Genomic DNA, 15,669 nt, shown 5'->3' with positions numbered 1-15,669 from the left:
TCAGCCGGGCCGGCGCTGCAGGATCTGATCGATCATCGCCCGCGCGGCGACGAGCTCCTCAAGCGCGGCGCGCAGAAGATCGTCTTGCACCGGGCGGCAGGGTGGATCGCCCGCGCCGATTCTGGGCCCGGCCATCTCCTCTTCGTCCTTGCCGCCAGCGGCTCCTGATTCCGGCGCGGCGGCACGCAGGCGGCCGGCGAATTCCAGCGTCGAGCCGGCGCCGAACCCGGTCTCGCCGCGCTGGAGCCCGCCGCGGAACATCGAGACCTGCCCGCGCGGCGCCTCCGGCGGGGGCGGGGCGGTGACGGGAAGAACGGTCGCCGCTGCCGCCGGATCCGGCCACTCAAGGCGTGGCGCCATGGATTCGGGGACCGCTTCCGCCCCGAAGGCCGGGGGCGGCGGAACCGGAGGGCGGGCCGGCGGCTCGGGCTCGAAATCGGCCGGGTCGGGCCGCCAATCGGCCGGCGGGGCCTTGACGATTCCCTGAACCGCGCGCACGCCGTGCTCCTTCAGGATGCGCTGCACGCCCTTGATCGTGTAGCCTTCCTTGTAGAGCAGATGCCGGATGCCCTTGAGAAGCTCGACATCATCCGGCCGGTAATAGCGGCGCCCGCCGCCGCGCTTCAGCGGCCTGATCTGGTTGAAGCGCGTCTCCCAGAAGCGCAGGACATGCTGCGGCAGATCGAGATCCTCGGCGACCTCGCTGATGGTGCGGTAGGCATCAGGGGCCTTGTCGGTCACGGCATGCTCCGTTCGGCAGGCTGATCCCGCGGGTCGCGAGGCTGTGCAATGCGCCTGAGTCGCGGCTCGGGATCAATCCTCCTCGGGCAGCGAATCCCCGTTGATCCGCGCCTTCATGACGTTCGAGGGCTTGAAGACCAGCACCCGGCGCGGGGTGATCGGCACCTCGACCCCGGTCTTGGGGTTGCGGCCGATGCGCTCACCCTTCTGCCGCACCACGAAGGAGCCGAAGGAGGAGAGCTTCACCGTCTCGCCCCTGACCAGTGTATCGGCGATCTCGCGCAGCACCGATTCCACGAGCTCCGAGGACTCGGCCCGGCTCAAGCCGAGCTTCTGATAGACCGCCTCGCAGAGGTCGGCCCGCGTGATCGTCTGCCCGGCCATGATGCGTCCCCGTTCGCCTTTTTGAAATTGAATCGTATCTACCTGAAATTAAAGCGTATTGCGAGGCCTATGCCAAGGCAAGACCCGAGTTTGTGCCAATATTGTTCTATTCGCACTGCGGCAATTGCGGGAAAAGCCGGCTTCAGACCCGGAACAGCGCCGAGCCCCAGGTGAAACCGCCGCCCATTGCCTCGATCAGCACGACATGGCCGGGCCGGATGCGGCCGTCCTTCACTGCCGTGTCGAGCGCGAGCGGGATCGAGGCGGCGGAGGTGTTGCCATGCTCGCCGACCGTCAGCACCACCTTCTCCGGCGCGATGCCGAGCTTCTCGGCGCTGGCGGTGATGATGCGCTGATTGGCCTGGTGCGGCACGAACCAGTCGATCGTCTCGGCCGAATAGCCGGTCGCGGCGAAGGCATCGACGATGACATCGGTGATCATGCCCACCGCGTGCTTGAAGACCTCGCGGCCCTCCATGCGCAAATGCCCGGTGGTCATGGTGCTGGAGGGGCCGCCATCGACATAGAGCTTCTCGCGATGCCGGCCGTCGGAGCGCAGATGCGTGGTCAGGATGCCCTGATCCGCGCGCGTGCCGGCGGCTTCGTAACCCTCGATCACCACGGCGCCGCCGCCATCGCCGAACAGCACGCAGGTGGTGCGGTCCTCCCAATCGAGGATGCGCGAGAAGGTCTCGGCGCCGATCACCAGCGCACGGCGGGCACTGCCGGAGACGACGAATTTCTCGGCCGTGGCGAGCGCGAACACGAAGCCGGAGCAGACCGCGGCGAGATCGAAGGCGGCACCGTGGGTGATGCCGAGATTGGCCTGCACCTGCGTGGCGACGGCAGGAAAAGTGTAGTCCGGCGTCGCGGTCGCGAGCACGATCAGGTCGATATCGGCCGGCTTCAGCCCGGCATGGGCGAGCGCGGCCTCGGCGGCCCGGGTCGCGATCATGCTGGTCGTCTCGCCTTCGGCGGCGATGTGCCGGGCGCGGATGCCGGTGCGCTGGCGGATCCATTCATCGGATGTGTCGATCCGGCCGGCCAGTTCGTCGTTGCTCAGACGGCGCGCGGGCAGATAGCTCCCGAACCCCACGATTCTTGCGCGTCGCATCGCCTATCCTTCTCCCGCCGGCGCGGCATCCGCCGCCGGCTCCGCCGCGCCGGCCCGCCCGGCGAGCGCCCTGGAGATCTTGGCGAGGAGCTCGTATTTGACCATATCGTAGGCGACATCGATCGCACTCGCGAAGCCGAGCGCATCGGTGCCGCCATGGCTCTTGACGACCACGCCGTCGAGCCCGAGGAACACGCCGCCATTGACGCGGCGGGGGTCCATCTTGTCGCGCAGCGCGCGGAAGGCGCCGCGCGCGAAGAGATAGCCGATCCGCGCCATCAGCGAGCGTGTGATCGCGGCGCGGAGATATTCGCCGATCTGCTTCGCGGTGCCCTCGGCCGTCTTGAGCGCGATATTGCCCGCGAACCCCTCCGTGACCACGACATCGGTGGTGCCGCGGCCGATATCGTCGCCCTCGACGAAGCCGGCATAATGCAGATCCGGAAGATCGGCCTCGCGCAGGAGCCGACCCGCCTCCTTGACCTGCTCGACGCCCTTGATCTCCTCGACGCCGACATTGAGGAGCCCGACCGTCGGCCGCTCGATATCGAAGACGATCCGCGCCATGGCGGAGCCCATGATCGCCATCTCGACGAGGTTGCGCGCCTCGGCGCCGATCGAGGCGCCGACATCGAGCACGATGGATTCGCCCTTGCGCGTCGGCCACATCGCCGCGATCGCCGGCCGGTCGATACCCGGCATCATCTTGAGGCAGAAGCGGCTCATCACCATCAGCGCCCCGGTATTGCCGGCCGAGACGCAGGCTGCGGCCTCGCCCTTCTTCACCGCCTCGATCGCCTGCCACATCGAGGATTTGTAGCGCCCCTGGCGCAGCGCCTGGCTGGGCTTGTCGGTCATCGAGACCGCGATATCGGTGTGCCGGATCGTCACCCGCTCGCCGAAAGCGGGGAATTTCGAAAGTTCCGCCTCGATCTCCGGCGCGCGTCCGAACAGCACGACATGGAGATCCGGATGCCGTTCGAGCGCGCGCACCGCGCCGGGCACGACCACGGACGGGCCAAAATCTCCGCCCATGGCATCGAGCGAGATCCGAACGACGCGCGTCGCTTCCGCCATCTACGAACCTGGTTCCCTTATGCGGCGAACGCGCCGATCCTTCGGGCATCGCACGCCGCGCGCCCGGGCGTGACGGCATAGAATTTGTGCCGGGCCGGCGCAAGCCGAAAAGCCGCGCCGGCGGCGCGAAATCAGCGGGATTGGCAGCGCGGAGGCCTCACGAAGGATCGCGCTTCAGCACCTTGAGCGCCTCGAAGGGCGAAACATGCCCCGCTCCCTCGGAAAGCCCCTGGAACTCCGCGCCGGGCTTGCGCGGATAGGGATCGAGCGCCAGCGCCAGGAATTCCACCGCCACGGCGCCGAGATCGATCACACCATTCTCGATCACGTCCGGCGGCTCGAAATCCTCGATCGCATCGGCCTCCGCTCGCGCCGTCATCTTCGCGACCAGCGCCTCGGGCGCGAAGCGGATCGCCACCGGCTCGTCGATCGCATCCGGGAAGGGGTCGAGCGTCACGACGCAGAAGGGCTGGAAACGCGCTGCGATCCGGCCCTCCACCGTGACGAGGCCGCTCTCCTTCGCCTCGATGCGGAAAGCGGCCGCGAGATCGTCGAGCGCGAACAGGCCGAGGCTCCGCGCGATCCGCGCCCGCGCCTCGGCATCGGGGCGCAGGGTCAGTTCCAGGCTCGCCGGCAGGGTCGCGACGGCAAGCGGATGCGAGAAGGGCGGCGCGGCGGCCCCGGATTTGGCCGGGTGCGGGGTTTCGGATGTCATGGCGTCCCTCCGGATCGGGAAGCGGGGGCGGCGAGCACGCCGCCGGCGAGGAGCGCATCGAGCGGGGCGGCGTCGAGCCGCACCGTCATGGCGGCGAGTTCGGCGAGGAGCGCCGGCGGCACAGCCTCCGGCGTGAGGCGGCCGCCGAACAGGTTGCGCGCCAGCGCCGTGCGCATGTCCGCCTCCGCGCCCGAATCGAGCGCGGCGGAATAGGCCCCGGCGCGGCCGTAGAAGCCCTGCGCGAGCTTCTTGACCTTCTTGCCGACCGCGAGATCGGACACGCCGATCCGCCGCAGGGCATCGTCGAGCCCGTCGAACACGCGGTCGACGAGCTGCTGGGCGATCTCGCCGGCGGGTGGCGGCAGCGACCGGAGCCGGCGCAGCGCCAGGGTCGCGACCAGCGCCAGATATTCAAACCGGCCCTCGAAATCGTCGGCGACACCAAACTCGGCATAAACGCGCGGCATGCGCGCCGCCGCCACGATATCGCCGTAGAGCGCTGCGATCGGGTCCGGCCGGGGGCGGGAGAACGGGATCGAGATCATGGTCGTGCCAGGGCTGGGCCTCGGGAAGCGCGGATTGCGCCGCCGCCCGGAAATCTGCCCGGCGGCGATTGTGTTTCACGCGCGTTTTGGGCATCCATAGCGATGTTCGGGCGCACACGCAAAGCCGGTGTCCCGATCATGCGGCCGGTTCGCCCGGCCTGGGATCGTTGGACCGGGACCGGGAGGCCCGGGGATCCATCGACGTCAATATTGGACTGGAGTGAACGCTTGACTGGAGTGAATGCTTGAACCGGACCCTTTCCCGAAGCGCCCCGTCCCCTCGCACCCTCCAGGGGCGTCTTGCCGGAGCGGCCTTGGCGGCGCTGCTGCTCGGCGGCTGCATGAACCAGGGCGGCGGCACGCGCGGCTATGTGCTCGACGAGAAGGCGCTGGAGCAGATCAAGGTCGGCGCCTCCGCCGAGCAGGTGATCCTGGTGCTCGGCACGCCCTCGACGACTTCCACGGTCGGCAGCCAGGCATATTATTACATCTCGCAGAAGATCTCCCAGCCCTTCCTGTTCATGGAAGAGAAGATCACCGACCAGCGCGTCGTGGCGATCTATCTCGACAAGAACAACAAGGTCGAGCGCATCGCCAATTACGGCATCAAGGACGGCAAGGTCTTCGATTTCATCTCGCGGACCACGCCGACCGGCGGGCAGGAAGGCAGCTTCATCGCGAGCCTGTTCCGGCGCCTCGGCGCCAGCGCGGTCTGACGACGACCGGCCCGGCGCACCGCCCTTCGCCGGCCCGAATGCAAAACCCCGCGGGAAACCCGCGGGGTTTGTTTTCAGGGGCCTAGCCGCCGTTCCGCGCCTCAATGCGCGAGGATCGCGAGCAGCAGCAGCGCGACGATATTGGTGATCTTGATCGCCGGGTTCACGGCCGGGCCGGCAGTGTCCTTGTAGGGGTCGCCGACGGTGTCGCCGGTAACGGAAGCCTTGTGGGCCTCCGAGCCCTTGTGATGGGTCACGCCGTCCTTGTCGACGAACCCGTCCTCGAAGCTCTTCTTGGCGTTGTCCCAGGCGCCGCCGCCCGAGGTCATCGAGATCGCGACGAAAAGACCGGTGACGATGACACCGAGCAGCATCGCGCCGACCGCCGAGAACGCCGCCGACTTGCCGGCCACCGCCAGCACCGCGAAATAGAGCACCACCGGCGAGAGCACCGGCAGCAGCGAGGGGATCACCATCTCGCGGATCGCGGCCCTGGTCAGCAGGTCGACGGCGCGGGCGTAATCCGGCTTGTCGATGCCTTCCATGATCTTCTTCTCGCGGAACTGACGCCGGACCTCCATCACCACGTCGCCCGCCGCGCGGCCGACGGCGGTCATCGCGATGCCGCCGAACAGATAGGGGATCAGGCCGCCGAGCAGCAGCCCGACCACGACGTATGGATTGGCGAGCGAGAAATCCGGCGTCACGCCCTTGAAATACTGGAACGTGGTGGCGCCGGCCTTGTTCGCCTCGGCAATGAAATATTGCAGGTCGTAGCTGTAGGCCGCGAACAGGACCAGCGCGCCGAGGCCCGCCGAGCCGATCGCATAACCCTTGGTCACCGCCTTGGTGGTGTTGCCGACCGCGTCGAGCGCATCGGTCGACTTGCGGACCTCCTTCGGCAGCCCCGCCATCTCGGCGATGCCGCCGGCATTGTCCGTCACCGGGCCGAAGGCATCGAGCGCCACGATCATGCCGGCAAGGCCGAGCATGGTGGCGGTGGCGATCGCGGTGCCGAACAGGCCCGCGAGCTGGAATGTGACGACGACGCCGCCGACGATCACGATCGTCGGCAGGGCGCAGGATTCGAGGCTGACCGCGAGGCCCTGGATCACGTTGGTGCCATGCCCCGTCACCGAGGCCTGGGCTATGGAAACCACCGGGCGCTTGCCGGTGCCGGTGTAGTATTCGGTGATCACGACGATCAGCGCCGTGACCACGAGACCCATGAGCCCGCAGATGAACAGCGCCTGGCCGGTGATCTCCTGCCCGGCCACCTTGCCGATCGAGCCCCAGCCGATCGTAAGCGAGGTCGCCGCGCCGAGGCCGGCGACCGAGAGCACGCCAGTGGCGATCAGCCCCTTGTAGAGCGCGCCCATGATCGAACCATTGGCGCCGAGCTTGACGAAATAGGTGCCGATGATCGAGGTGACGATGCAGGCTGCCCCGATGGCCATCGGGTAGAGCATCGCCGCGCCGAGCGAGGGGGCGGAGGCGAAGAAGATCGCCGCGAGCACCATGGTCGCGACCAGGGTCACGGCATAGGTTTCGAACAGGTCCGCAGCCATGCCGGCGCAATCGCCCACATTGTCGCCGACATTGTCGGCGATCACCGCCGGGTTGCGGGGGTCATCCTCGGGGATGCCCGCCTCGACCTTGCCGACGAGATCGGCGCCGACATCGGCGCCCTTGGTGAAGATGCCGCCGCCGAGCCGCGCGAAGATCGAGATCAGCGAGGCGCCGAAGCCGAGCGCGACCAGCGCATCGATCACCGTGCGCGAGGCCGGCTTGAGGCCGAGAAACTGCGTGAGCACGAGGTAATAGACCGCGACGCCGAGCAGCGCGAGGCCCGCGACCAGCATGCCGGTGACCGCGCCCGCCTTGAAGGCGAGGTCGAGACCGCCGGCGAGGCTCTGCATCGCCGCCTGCGCGGTGCGGACATTGGCGCGCACCGAGACATTCATGCCGATGAAACCGGCCATGCCCGACAGGACCGCGCCGATCGCGAACCCGACGGCCACCTGCCAGCCGAGCAGGACCAGAGCGGCGAGGAAGATCACCACGCCGACCGTGGCGATCGCGGTATATTGCCGCTTGAGATAGGCGCTCGCACCTTCCGCGATGGCGCCGGCGATTTCCTGCATCCGCTGGTTGCCCGCGTCCTGCCCCATCACCGCCTGAATGGTGAGGAAGGCATAGACGACCGAAAGGGCTCCGAGCGCAATGATGACGAGAAGTGGTGTCATGTTATTGCTCGTTCCTTGCTGCGCCGCCCCGGCATGCATGCCGGGAACGGGTCCTGCTGCTCCGGCGCGCGCCGCAGAAGCGCGGCTGCGCCACTTGCCCATCAGGTTCGAAGGCCGGGGCCTCCCCGCCCCGCCGCGCCCCCGCTGATCTGGGGGTGTTAGCAAAGCTTTAACGCCTCCGCCACGCTGCAATCGTCGAAAGGCGGGGAAGAGCCCCGGATTTTTCGCGCACGCGGCTATTCCGCCGCGTCCCGAGCCGGCCGGCGCTCCGCGCGCGCCAGCCAGAGCACGAGCAGGGCCGCGGCGAGCACGAAGGGAAACAGCGTCAGGTTGAGGGCGGACCAGCCGAAACCGGCGAGGATCTTGCCGGCCGAGAGCGAGGCGGCCGCCGTGACCGAAAAGATGATCAGGTCGTTGACGCCCTGCACCTTCGTGCGCTCGGCGGGGCGCTGGTCGGCGGCGATCAGCGCCGAGGCGCCGACAAAGGCGAAGTTCCAGCCGAGCCCGAGCAGGATCAGCGCCGCGAAGAAATGCTCGACCGAGATCCCCGCCAGCGCAACCACGCCGCAGGCGGCGAGCAGGGCGAGGCCGAACAGCATGACCGGATAGATGCCGAACCGGTTGATCAGCCCGCCGGTGAAGAAGCCCGGCGCGAACATGCCGATGATGTGCCATTGAATCGCCAGCGTGGCCTCGGTGGCGGTGAGCCCGCATCCGACCATGGCGAGCGGCGTCGCCGTCATGATCAGGTTCATCAGCGCCTGGGAGACGGCGCCGCAGGCGATGGCGACGCGCAGCCGCGGCGCGGCGAGGATCTCCCGGAGCGGCCGGGCCGGCGCCGCGCCGGCATCGCTCGCGGCCGCGGCGGGGAAGCGCGTCAGACCCAGCAGCAGCAGGGCGGCGCCTGCGAACAGCGCCTGGCCGAGATAGCTCGCGAAGAAGGTGATCGGCGGAGTGAGATCCTTGGTATGGATCACGAGCTGCGGCCCGACGATCGCCGAGGCGAGCCCGCCGAGCAGGACATAGGAAATGGCGCGCGGGCGGTAGGCGGGGCTCGCATTGTCCGTCGCGCCGAACCGGTAGCTGACCACGAAGGCCTGATAGGCGCCGCACAGGGCGGTGGCGAGCAGGAACAGCGTGAACCACGCCTCGCGCACGGCATAGGCGGCAAGGAGCCCGGCCACGACGCCGAACCCGGCGCCGATCCGGTAGGAATCGCGCCGGCCGAGCCCACGCATCATCGCCGCCGCGGGCAGGGTCGCAAGCGCGGTGCCGAGCACGAAGGTCGTGATCGGCAGCGTCGCCCAATCCTGCGAGGGTGCAAGCACCTGCCCGACCAGCGCGCCGGTGGCGATGACCACCGAGGCATTGGCGCCGGCCAGCGCATGGGCGCCGGCGAGCACGATGGCATTGCGGCGGGCAAGGCTGTCATTCGCGCTCATGCATCTGGCCTTTCAGAAATGCCGGAAGGACCGGTTTGAGAAGAGCCGGGCCGCGCCATCGTCGCCGCGCCAGACAATGCCCGAGCCGGCCGGCAGCAGCCGGCCGATCCCGGTGACCGGCACCCCGGCCCGTTCCGCCCCGGCCGTGAAGGCCGCCGCCTGCTCGAGCGGCACGGCGGCGAGGATCTCGTAATCGTCCCCGCCCGTCAGCGCGGTGTCGCGCAGCGCGGGCTCGCGCGCGATCGCGGCTCGCGCAGCCTCCGAGAGCGGGACGGCGGCGATGTCGAACGCCGCGCCGAGCCCGGCGACCAGCTTGTCGGCATCGCCTACGAGCCCGTCGGAAATGTCCATCGCCGCGCGGGCATGATCGAGGAGCACCGGCGCAAGCGCAAGGCGCGGCGCAGGGTGGAGATAACGGTCGAGGAGATGCGCGCGCGCCGCGGGCGGGAGCGCGCGGCTCCAGGCGGCATCCGGTTCGAGCCGTAGCCGGAGCCCGAGCGCGGCATCGCCGATCGTGCCCGAGACGAACAGGAGATCGCCCGGCGCGCCCGCCTGCCGGCGCACCATCCGCCCGGCCGGCACGGCGCCGAAGGCGGTGATCGAGAAGAAGGCCTGCCCGGTCCGGACCGTATCGCCGCCGAGCAGCGGGCAGCGGCCGGCGCGGGCCTCCTCCGCAAGCCCCCCGGCGAAGGCGGCGAGCCACTCCTCGTCCTGGCGCGGCCCGCGGCCCAGCGCGAGCAGGAAGCCGAGCGGCGTCGCCCCTTTCGCCGCGAGATCGGAGAGGTTGACGGCCAGCGCCTTGCGCGCGACCGCGCCCGGCGGATCCTCGGCGAAGAAATGCACGCCCTCGACGATCGCGTCCTTGGTCAGCACGAGATCGCAGCCCGGCTGCGGGGCGAGGAGCGCGGCATCATCGAGCAGACCGAGCCCGCCGGGCGCCGCGATGGGCGCGAAGAACCGCGCGATGAGGTCGAATTCCGAAAGCGGGGCCGCCATCGCCGCCGCCGCTCAGCCGCGCCCGGCGCGGGCCAGTTCCTCGCCCCGCGCCGCCTTGGCGAGGCGGTCGAGCACGGCGTTGATCATTCCCACCTCGTCGCGATCGACGAAGGCCGAGGCGAGATCGACATATTCCGAGATCGCGACCTTGACCGGCACATCCGGCGCGTGGAGCAGTTCGAAGGCGCCCGCGCGCAGGATGGCGCGCATGATCGCCTCGATGCGCTTCAGCGGCCAGCCATCGGCGAGCAGGGCGTCGATGCGGCGGTCGATCGCGATCTGATCCGCGACGACGCCCTCGACGATGCGGCGGAACAGCCGGCTTTCGGCGGGCTTGTATTGATCGCCCTCGATCTCGCGCCCCATCCAGAACGATTCGAACTCGGCGAAGACCTCGTTGAGGCCCTTGGCGGCAAGTTCCATCTGGTAGAGCGCCTGCACGGCGGCGAGCCGGGCGGCGGAACGCTTCTCCCCGCGCGAAGGAACGGGATTGCTCACGCCGCCTCTCCCCGCCTGAGCGCGAGCAGCGCCAGGGCGGCACGCGCGGCATCCCCGCCCTTGTCGCCCTTCGCCGGGTTCGCCCGTGCCTCCGCCTGCTCGAAATCCTCGACCGTGAGGATGCCGTTGCCGAGGGCGAGCGCCTCAAGCGTCGCGAGCGCCACCAGCGCGCGGGCGCTCTCGTTCGAGACGATCTCGTAATGCGTCGTCTCACCGCGGATCACCACGCCGAGCGCGACGAAGGCGTCGGCGCGGCGCCGGCCTTCCGCCGCCTGCCGGCGGATGATCTCGATGGCGACCGGGATTTCGAGCGCGCCCGGCACCGTGAAGATCTCGACGCTCGCGCCGGCGGCCTCCAGCATCCGGCGCGCGCCGGCGATCAGCATATCGTTGAGATCGTCGTAGAACCGTCCCTCGACGATCACGACATGCGCGCCCGGCGCCGGATAGGTCGGCAGGGTGCGGCGTGCGGCCTCGGCCATGGCGAACTCCTTCTGGGCGAGGGTCTAGGCCGGTCGGGCCGTCTCCGCAAGGCGCGCGGCGTAGCGGGCCATCATGTCGATCTCGAGATGGACCTCCTCCCCGGCCTCCCGCGCGCCGAAGGTCGTGACCTTGAGCGTATGCGGGATCAGCAGCACGGAGAAGCGCTGCGCCTCCACCGTGTTCACGGTCAGCGAGACGCCGTCGAGAGTGACCGAGCCTTTCGCGGCGATGAAGCGGTGGAGCGGCGCCGGCGCCTCCAGCACGAAGCGTGCCGTCGCACCCCAATCGCCATCCGCCGCCGTCACCGTTTCGCGCGCGAGGATGCGCGCCAGCCCGTCGACATGGCCGGTGACGAGGTGGCCGCCCAGTTCGTCGCCGAGTTTGAGCGCGCGTTCGAGATTGAGCCGGGTTCCGGTCCGCCATTGCGCCGCGCGGGTGAGGCGCAGCGTCTCGGCGGCCGCCTCCACCTCGAACCAGGCGCCGGGCTCGGGATCCGCCGCGCCCTGCGCCGCCGCGCCGGCATGCGTCACGGTGAGGCAGATGCCGGCGCAGGCGATCGAGGCGCCGATGGCGATCGAGGCCGGATCATAGCGGCAGGCGATGCGGAAGCGGCGCAGATCCGCCCCGCCCTCCGCATGGATGATCGTGCCAATATCGCTGACAAGGCCGGTGAACATCACATTCTCCTCACGAAGGTCTCGGCGTAATCCGCGCCCCAGAACCGCGCCTCGATCCGCTCCGCCCCGGCGAGCCAGGCTGCGAGCGCCGGGCCGGTCGCGGCGAGGCCCGCGCCCGCGGCCTCGGGGCCAGTAAGGCGGACGCATTCGTCGCAATGCCCGGCGGCGGCGACCGCGTCGGCGAGCGTCGGCCCGGCCTCGACCATGGCGCGGGTGATGCCGCGTGCGGCGAGCAGGCCGAAACAGGCATCGAGATCAAGCCGGCCATCGGCCCCGCGCGGCACGGCGGCGATCTCGGCAGCGCCGGCGAGCGTCGCGGCCGCCCGTTCCGGCGCCGCGGTCAGGACCAGGACCGGAACGCGCGCCGCGTCGCGGATGATGCGCAGATCCGCAACGATCCGCGCCTCGGTATCGAGGATCACGCGCAGGGGCGACCATTCCGCCATGCCGGGCAGGCGCACGTCGAGCAGCGGATCATCGGCGAGCACGGTGCCGATCCCGGTCACCAACGCGTCGACATCGGCGCGCAGGCGGTGGACATGGCCGCGCGCCGCCTCGCCGGTGATGGCGAGCGGGCGGCGATCGGGCGTGGCGGCGAAGCCGTCGGCCGTCATCGCCAGCTTGATGCGCGTGAAGGGGCGGTTGAGCCGCACGCGCTGGCAATGACCCTGGTTGAGCCGCGCCGCCTCTTCCGCGAGCACGCCTTCCACCACGGCGATGCCGGCGGCGCGGAGCCGCGCCGCGCCCTCTCCGGCCGCGAAGGGCGAGGGATCGGCGCCGGCGACGACGACGCGGGCGATGCCGCTCGCCAGGATCAGGTCGGTGCAGGAGGGCCCGTACCAGCGCGCCGAGCGGCGGGCGCAGGGTTCGAGCGTCACGTAGAGCGTCGCACCGCGCGCCGCCGCACCGGCCTGGGCGAGCGCGAGATCCTCGGCATGCGGCCGCCCGCCCGGCGCGGTGACGCCGCGCCCGAGCATGACCGGGGGATCACGGCGCGGATCCACAACCAGCGCCGCGACGCTCGGATTGGGCGCCGTGCGCCCGAGGCCGCGCCGCGCCAGCGCCAGCGCCGCGCGCATGAAGGCCTCGTCCCGTGCCGGAAGGCTCACGTCTCGTCCCCGCCATCCCGCGCATCGGCCGCCTTCTGATCGGCGTTGAGTTCGTCGATCAGCGCGCCGAATTCCCTGGCCTCGCGAAAATTGCGGTAGACCGAGGCAAAGCGGACATAGGCGATGTCGTCGAGGGATTTGAGCCCCTCCATCACCAGCGCGCCGATCTCCTCGCTCGTCACCTCACCCTCGCCCTGGCTTTCGAGCTGGCGGACGATACCGTTGATCAGCCGCTCGACGCGCTCCGGCTCGACCGGGCGCTTGCGCAGCGCCACCTCGATCGAGCGCGCCAGTTTGTCGCGGTCGAAGGGCGCGCGCCGCCCGGAGCGTTTGAGCACCGTCAATTCGCGCAATTGCACGCGCTCGAAAGTGGTGAAACGGCCGCCGCAATCCGGGCAGACGCGCCGGCGGCGGATCGCGGCGTGATCCTCCGTCGGCCGGCTGTCCTTCACCTGGGTGTCGAGCGAGCCGCAATAGGGGCAGCGCACGGGCGATCCTTTCGCTTGCGAGGCGGGATGGTCGTGGTGCCGTCAAGTCGGCGATGCGTCAAGCGCGCAGCGGGCAATGCACGCGGGCCAACCTTGCGCGAGGCCGCCCGGATCGCGCCCAATTCATGACAATCGGGCATGGAATGCATGCAATCCGAACTGTGGCGCCCGGAATCGTTATGCGATATAGGAGCGGCAATTCCGGGTTGCATGCCCGTTCCCACAGCATTGATCCTGCGTGTCCCGGCCCGAACGGCCGGCCGCGGGGTCGTTTTCGTCTTGCCCGATCCGCGCGCCATGCCGAGCGCCGGAACCGGGGCGGCAGAGGTCCAAAGAATGCACACGAATTTCACCGTGCCCAATGGCTGGGCGCTGGACGAATCCGAAACAGGCGCCTCCGGAGAGGCCCGGCATGACGCCGCGGCGGAGGCGGAGATCGCCGCGATCCAGCGCATCGTCGGCGAATTCGGTCCGAAGGAACGCGCGCTGGCGCTGGTCCTGCTCCAGGCGATCGCCGCCTGGCACAGCATGCAGACCCCGCGCGCGGCCTGAGCCCCCACGATCCTCAATAGATGGGGAAGCGTGCCGTGAGCTGGTGGACGCGCGTCCGGACCGATTCCTCGACCGCCGCGTTGCCCTCCTCGCCGTTTCTGGCAAGCCCGTCGATCACCTCGCCGATCAGCGCCGCGACCTCGCGGAACTCCGCGCGGCCGAAGCCGCGCGAGGTCGCGGCCGGGGTGCCGAGACGAATGCCGGACGTGACCATCGGCTTCTCCGGATCGTAGGGGATGCCGTTCTTGTTGCAGGTGATATGGGCGCGGCCGAGCGCCTTCTCGGCCGCGGCGCCGGTGACACCCTTCGGCCGGAGATCGACCAGCATCAGATGGTTGTCGGTGCCGCCGGTGACGATCGCGAAGCCGCGCGCCTGCAGCGCCTCGGCGAGCGCGACCGCGTTGGCGACCACCGCCTGGGCATAGGCCCGGAATTCGGGCTGCAGCGCCTCGTGGAAGGCCACCGCCTTCGCCGCGATGACATGCATCAGCGGCCCGCCCTGCAGGCCGGGGAACACCGCAGAATTCACCTTCTTGGCGATCTCGGGATCGTTGGTCAGCACCATGCCGCCGCGCGGGCCGCGCAGAGTCTTGTGCGTGGTCGTCGTCACGACATGGGCATGCGGGAAGGGGGAGGGATGCGCGCCGCCGGCCACCAGCCCGGCGAAATGCGCGATATCGACCATGAACCAGGCACCGACCGCATCGCAGATGCGGCGGAACCCCTCGAAATCCCAGTGCCGCGCATAGGCCGAGCCGCCGGCGACGATCACCTTCGGCCGATGCTCATGCGCAAGGCGCTCGACCTCGGCCATGTCGACACGATGACTCTCGCGATCGACATTGTAGGGCACCACCTTGAACCATTTGCCGCTCATGTTGACCGGGGCGCCGTGGGTGAGATGCCCGCCCGCCGCGAGATTGAGGCCCATGAAGGTATCGCCCGGCTGCATCAGCGCCATGAACACCGCCTGATTGGCCTGGCTGCCGGAATTCGGCTGCACATTCGCGAATTCGCAGCCGAAAAGCGCCTTGGCGCGCGCGATGGCGAGGTCCTCGGCGATATCGACGAACTGGCAGCCGCCGTAATAGCGCCGGCCGGGATAGCCTTCCGCGTATTTGTTGGTCATCACCGAGCCCTGCGCCTCGAGCACGGCGCGCGAGACGATGTTCTCGGAGGCGATCAGCTCGATCTCGTCGCGCTGGCGGCCGAGTTCGAGCTGGACCGCGCGCGCGATCTCCGGGTCGGTATCGGCGAGGCCGGCGGAGAAGAACGAGTTCGAGCGGATGGCGGCGGTGGCGGTCATGGCGATTCCCGTGCGGTGCGGGCCGCGATGCCGGCCCGCAATTCATCGCCGTTTCCTAGAAGCAATAGCAGGGGCGGGCAAGGTGCCCACGAAAAAGAGCGCGGCGATCAATCGCCGCGCTCCCTGCCCGATCGGAGATCCGGTCGGCGTTCGACGCTTACGCGGCGCGCAGATTGTCCGCCGCCGACTTGCCGGTCCGGCGATCGGCGACGATCTCGAACTCGACCTTCTGGCCATCGGCGAGGCCACGCAGGCCCGCGCGCTCGACGGCGGAGATGTGAACGAACACGTCGGTGCCGCCATTGTCCGGCTGGATGAAACCGAAGCCCTTGGTGGCGTTGAACCATTTCACGGTGCCCATCTGCATGGGGTAGTCCTTTCGCAAAAACAGGCGTGACCGACGGCCGCAACCGCGCGACCGCCTTGTGTATCGATGTCTTGGATTGGTGGAACGTCACCAGGGCCGGATGATTCAACGGCGCCGGTTATGGCCATTCAGCCGAAACTCGATAGGTTCTTCTAGGCCATTTTGCCGGGAATAGCCAGATCTATTTTGGCACCCCGGCAAAAATCCTGACGG

At 69.3% G+C, this 15,669-nt stretch carries 18 protein-coding genes; 2 read left to right on the top strand and 16 right to left on the bottom strand.

From position 1 onward, the window contains the following. The 6 genes from FWJ24_RS14780 to FWJ24_RS05200 all read right to left on the bottom strand — a co-directional run bounded on the left by FWJ24_RS14780 (position 1) and on the right by FWJ24_RS05200 (position 4,576). Positions 1 to 741 (bottom strand): MerR family transcriptional regulator, encoded by a 741-nt coding sequence (locus tag FWJ24_RS14780; RefSeq protein WP_150286759.1) that lies wholly within the window; start codon positions 739 to 741, stop codon positions 1 to 3. 72 nt (positions 742 to 813) lie between these two features. Continuing rightward, the gene (locus FWJ24_RS05220) at positions 814 to 1,125 is read right to left on the bottom strand and encodes an integration host factor subunit alpha (protein WP_150286758.1); all 312 of its coding nucleotides are present in this window, start codon (positions 1,123 to 1,125) and stop codon (positions 814 to 816) included. Between the two features lie 142 nt (positions 1,126 to 1,267). Continuing rightward, on the bottom strand, positions 1,268 to 2,239 hold the full coding sequence (locus FWJ24_RS05215; protein ID WP_150286757.1) for a beta-ketoacyl-ACP synthase III: 972 nt from the start codon (positions 2,237 to 2,239) through the stop codon (positions 1,268 to 1,270). A 3-nt stretch (positions 2,240 to 2,242) separates the two neighbouring features. Continuing rightward, a complete protein-coding gene (gene plsX, locus FWJ24_RS05210; RefSeq protein ID WP_150286756.1) occupies positions 2,243 to 3,316 on the bottom strand; it encodes a phosphate acyltransferase PlsX in 1,074 nt (357 codons plus the stop codon). Between the two features lie 157 nt (positions 3,317 to 3,473). Then, positions 3,474 to 4,031, bottom strand: coding sequence for a YceD family protein (locus FWJ24_RS05205; RefSeq protein WP_150286755.1), 558 nt, complete (start codon positions 4,029 to 4,031; stop codon positions 3,474 to 3,476). Beyond that, positions 4,028 to 4,576 carry a ubiquinol-cytochrome C chaperone family protein gene (locus FWJ24_RS05200; RefSeq protein WP_150286754.1) on the bottom strand — a complete coding sequence of 183 codons (549 nt, stop codon included), beginning with the start codon at positions 4,574 to 4,576 and terminating at the stop codon, positions 4,028 to 4,030. Before FWJ24_RS05200 ends, FWJ24_RS05205 begins: the two co-directional genes overlap by 4 nt. A gap of 314 nt (positions 4,577 to 4,890) precedes the next feature. Between FWJ24_RS05200 and FWJ24_RS05195 the strand changes: the two genes are divergently transcribed. Continuing rightward, positions 4,891 to 5,292 (top strand): outer membrane protein assembly factor BamE, encoded by a 402-nt coding sequence (locus FWJ24_RS05195; RefSeq protein ID WP_246155550.1) that lies wholly within the window; start codon positions 4,891 to 4,893, stop codon positions 5,290 to 5,292. 101 nt (positions 5,293 to 5,393) lie between these two features. Here FWJ24_RS05195 and FWJ24_RS05190 read toward each other — a convergent pair whose 3' ends face one another. The 8 genes from FWJ24_RS05190 to nrdR all read right to left on the bottom strand — a co-directional run bounded on the left by FWJ24_RS05190 (position 5,394) and on the right by nrdR (position 13,231). Beyond that, a complete protein-coding gene (locus FWJ24_RS05190) occupies positions 5,394 to 7,538 on the bottom strand; it encodes a sodium-translocating pyrophosphatase (RefSeq protein WP_150286753.1) in 2,145 nt (714 codons plus the stop codon). A 236-nt stretch (positions 7,539 to 7,774) separates the two neighbouring features. Further along, a complete protein-coding gene (locus FWJ24_RS05185) occupies positions 7,775 to 8,980 on the bottom strand; it encodes an MFS transporter (RefSeq protein WP_150286752.1) in 1,206 nt (401 codons plus the stop codon). A 12-nt stretch (positions 8,981 to 8,992) separates the two neighbouring features. Beyond that, entirely contained in the window at positions 8,993 to 9,976 is a 984-nt protein-coding gene (thiL, locus tag FWJ24_RS05180) for a thiamine-phosphate kinase (RefSeq protein WP_150286751.1), read from the bottom strand. Positions 9,977 to 9,988: 12 nt separating this feature from the next. Beyond that, positions 9,989 to 10,474 carry a transcription antitermination factor NusB gene (nusB, locus tag FWJ24_RS05175; protein WP_150286750.1) on the bottom strand — a complete coding sequence of 162 codons (486 nt, stop codon included), beginning with the start codon at positions 10,472 to 10,474 and terminating at the stop codon, positions 9,989 to 9,991. After that, the gene (ribH, locus tag FWJ24_RS05170) at positions 10,471 to 10,956 is read right to left on the bottom strand and encodes a 6,7-dimethyl-8-ribityllumazine synthase (RefSeq protein ID WP_150286749.1); all 486 of its coding nucleotides are present in this window, start codon (positions 10,954 to 10,956) and stop codon (positions 10,471 to 10,473) included. Before ribH ends, nusB begins: the two co-directional genes overlap by 4 nt. 24 nt (positions 10,957 to 10,980) lie before the next feature. Then, positions 10,981 to 11,634 (bottom strand): riboflavin synthase, encoded by a 654-nt coding sequence (locus tag FWJ24_RS05165; RefSeq protein ID WP_150286748.1) that lies wholly within the window; start codon positions 11,632 to 11,634, stop codon positions 10,981 to 10,983. Beyond that, positions 11,634 to 12,743 (bottom strand): bifunctional diaminohydroxyphosphoribosylaminopyrimidine deaminase/5-amino-6-(5-phosphoribosylamino)uracil reductase RibD, encoded by a 1,110-nt coding sequence (gene ribD, locus FWJ24_RS05160; RefSeq protein ID WP_281291943.1) that lies wholly within the window; start codon positions 12,741 to 12,743, stop codon positions 11,634 to 11,636. Before ribD ends, FWJ24_RS05165 begins: the two co-directional genes overlap by 1 nt. Further along, positions 12,740 to 13,231, bottom strand: coding sequence for a transcriptional regulator NrdR (gene nrdR, locus FWJ24_RS05155; protein WP_150286747.1), 492 nt, complete (start codon positions 13,229 to 13,231; stop codon positions 12,740 to 12,742). The genes ribD and nrdR overlap by 4 nt, the downstream gene beginning before the upstream one ends. A gap of 336 nt (positions 13,232 to 13,567) precedes the next feature. Between nrdR and FWJ24_RS05150 the strand changes: the two genes are divergently transcribed. Next, entirely contained in the window at positions 13,568 to 13,783 is a 216-nt protein-coding gene (locus FWJ24_RS05150) for a hypothetical protein (RefSeq protein WP_150286746.1), read from the top strand. A gap of 13 nt (positions 13,784 to 13,796) precedes the next feature. Here the strand turns inward: FWJ24_RS05150 and glyA are convergent, their stop codons facing one another. Both glyA and FWJ24_RS05140 read right to left on the bottom strand, forming a co-directional pair. Further along, positions 13,797 to 15,089, bottom strand: coding sequence for a serine hydroxymethyltransferase (gene glyA, locus FWJ24_RS05145; protein ID WP_166443591.1), 1,293 nt, complete (start codon positions 15,087 to 15,089; stop codon positions 13,797 to 13,799). A 157-nt stretch (positions 15,090 to 15,246) separates the two neighbouring features. Further along, positions 15,247 to 15,456: a cold-shock protein gene (locus FWJ24_RS05140; RefSeq protein WP_150286745.1), complete on the bottom strand. Its 210-nt coding sequence runs from the start codon at positions 15,454 to 15,456 to the stop codon at positions 15,247 to 15,249. Positions 15,457 to 15,669: the final 213 nt, after the last annotated feature.

Origin of the sequence: Rhabdaerophilum calidifontis, from assembly GCF_008641065.1 — a bacterium.
Taxonomy (GTDB): Bacteria; Pseudomonadota; Alphaproteobacteria; order Rhizobiales; family Beijerinckiaceae; genus Rhabdaerophilum; species Rhabdaerophilum calidifontis.
The sequence above is the reverse complement of the archived record's forward strand: the minus strand, read 5'-3'. Positions and strand labels throughout refer to the sequence as shown.

What these genes read in the sequence shown, in the direction of transcription:
- thiL (WP_150286751.1), bottom strand. Translation starts at nt 9,976, where the DNA reads ATGGCGGCCCCGCTTTCGGAATTCGACCTCATCGCGCGGTTCTTCGCG.
- FWJ24_RS05220 (WP_150286758.1), bottom strand. Translation starts at nt 1,125, where the DNA reads ATGGCCGGGCAGACGATCACGCGGGCCGACCTCTGCGAGGCGGTCTAT.
- glyA (WP_166443591.1), bottom strand. Translation starts at nt 15,089, where the DNA reads ATGACCGCCACCGCCGCCATCCGCTCGAACTCGTTCTTCTCCGCCGGC.
- FWJ24_RS05140 (WP_150286745.1), bottom strand. Translation starts at nt 15,456, where the DNA reads ATGCAGATGGGCACCGTGAAATGGTTCAACGCCACCAAGGGCTTCGGT.
- FWJ24_RS05185 (WP_150286752.1), bottom strand. Translation starts at nt 8,980, where the DNA reads ATGAGCGCGAATGACAGCCTTGCCCGCCGCAATGCCATCGTGCTCGCC.
- FWJ24_RS05200 (WP_150286754.1), bottom strand. Translation starts at nt 4,576, where the DNA reads ATGATCTCGATCCCGTTCTCCCGCCCCCGGCCGGACCCGATCGCAGCG.
- FWJ24_RS05215 (WP_150286757.1), bottom strand. Translation starts at nt 2,239, where the DNA reads ATGCGACGCGCAAGAATCGTGGGGTTCGGGAGCTATCTGCCCGCGCGC.
- FWJ24_RS05165 (WP_150286748.1), bottom strand. Translation starts at nt 11,634, where the DNA reads ATGTTCACCGGCCTTGTCAGCGATATTGGCACGATCATCCATGCGGAG.
- plsX (WP_150286756.1), bottom strand. Translation starts at nt 3,316, where the DNA reads ATGGCGGAAGCGACGCGCGTCGTTCGGATCTCGCTCGATGCCATGGGC.
- FWJ24_RS05150 (WP_150286746.1), top strand. Translation starts at nt 13,568, where the DNA reads ATGCACACGAATTTCACCGTGCCCAATGGCTGGGCGCTGGACGAATCC.
- ribH (WP_150286749.1), bottom strand. Translation starts at nt 10,956, where the DNA reads ATGGCCGAGGCCGCACGCCGCACCCTGCCGACCTATCCGGCGCCGGGC.
- FWJ24_RS05190 (WP_150286753.1), bottom strand. Translation starts at nt 7,538, where the DNA reads ATGACACCACTTCTCGTCATCATTGCGCTCGGAGCCCTTTCGGTCGTC.
- FWJ24_RS05205 (WP_150286755.1), bottom strand. Translation starts at nt 4,031, where the DNA reads ATGACATCCGAAACCCCGCACCCGGCCAAATCCGGGGCCGCCGCGCCG.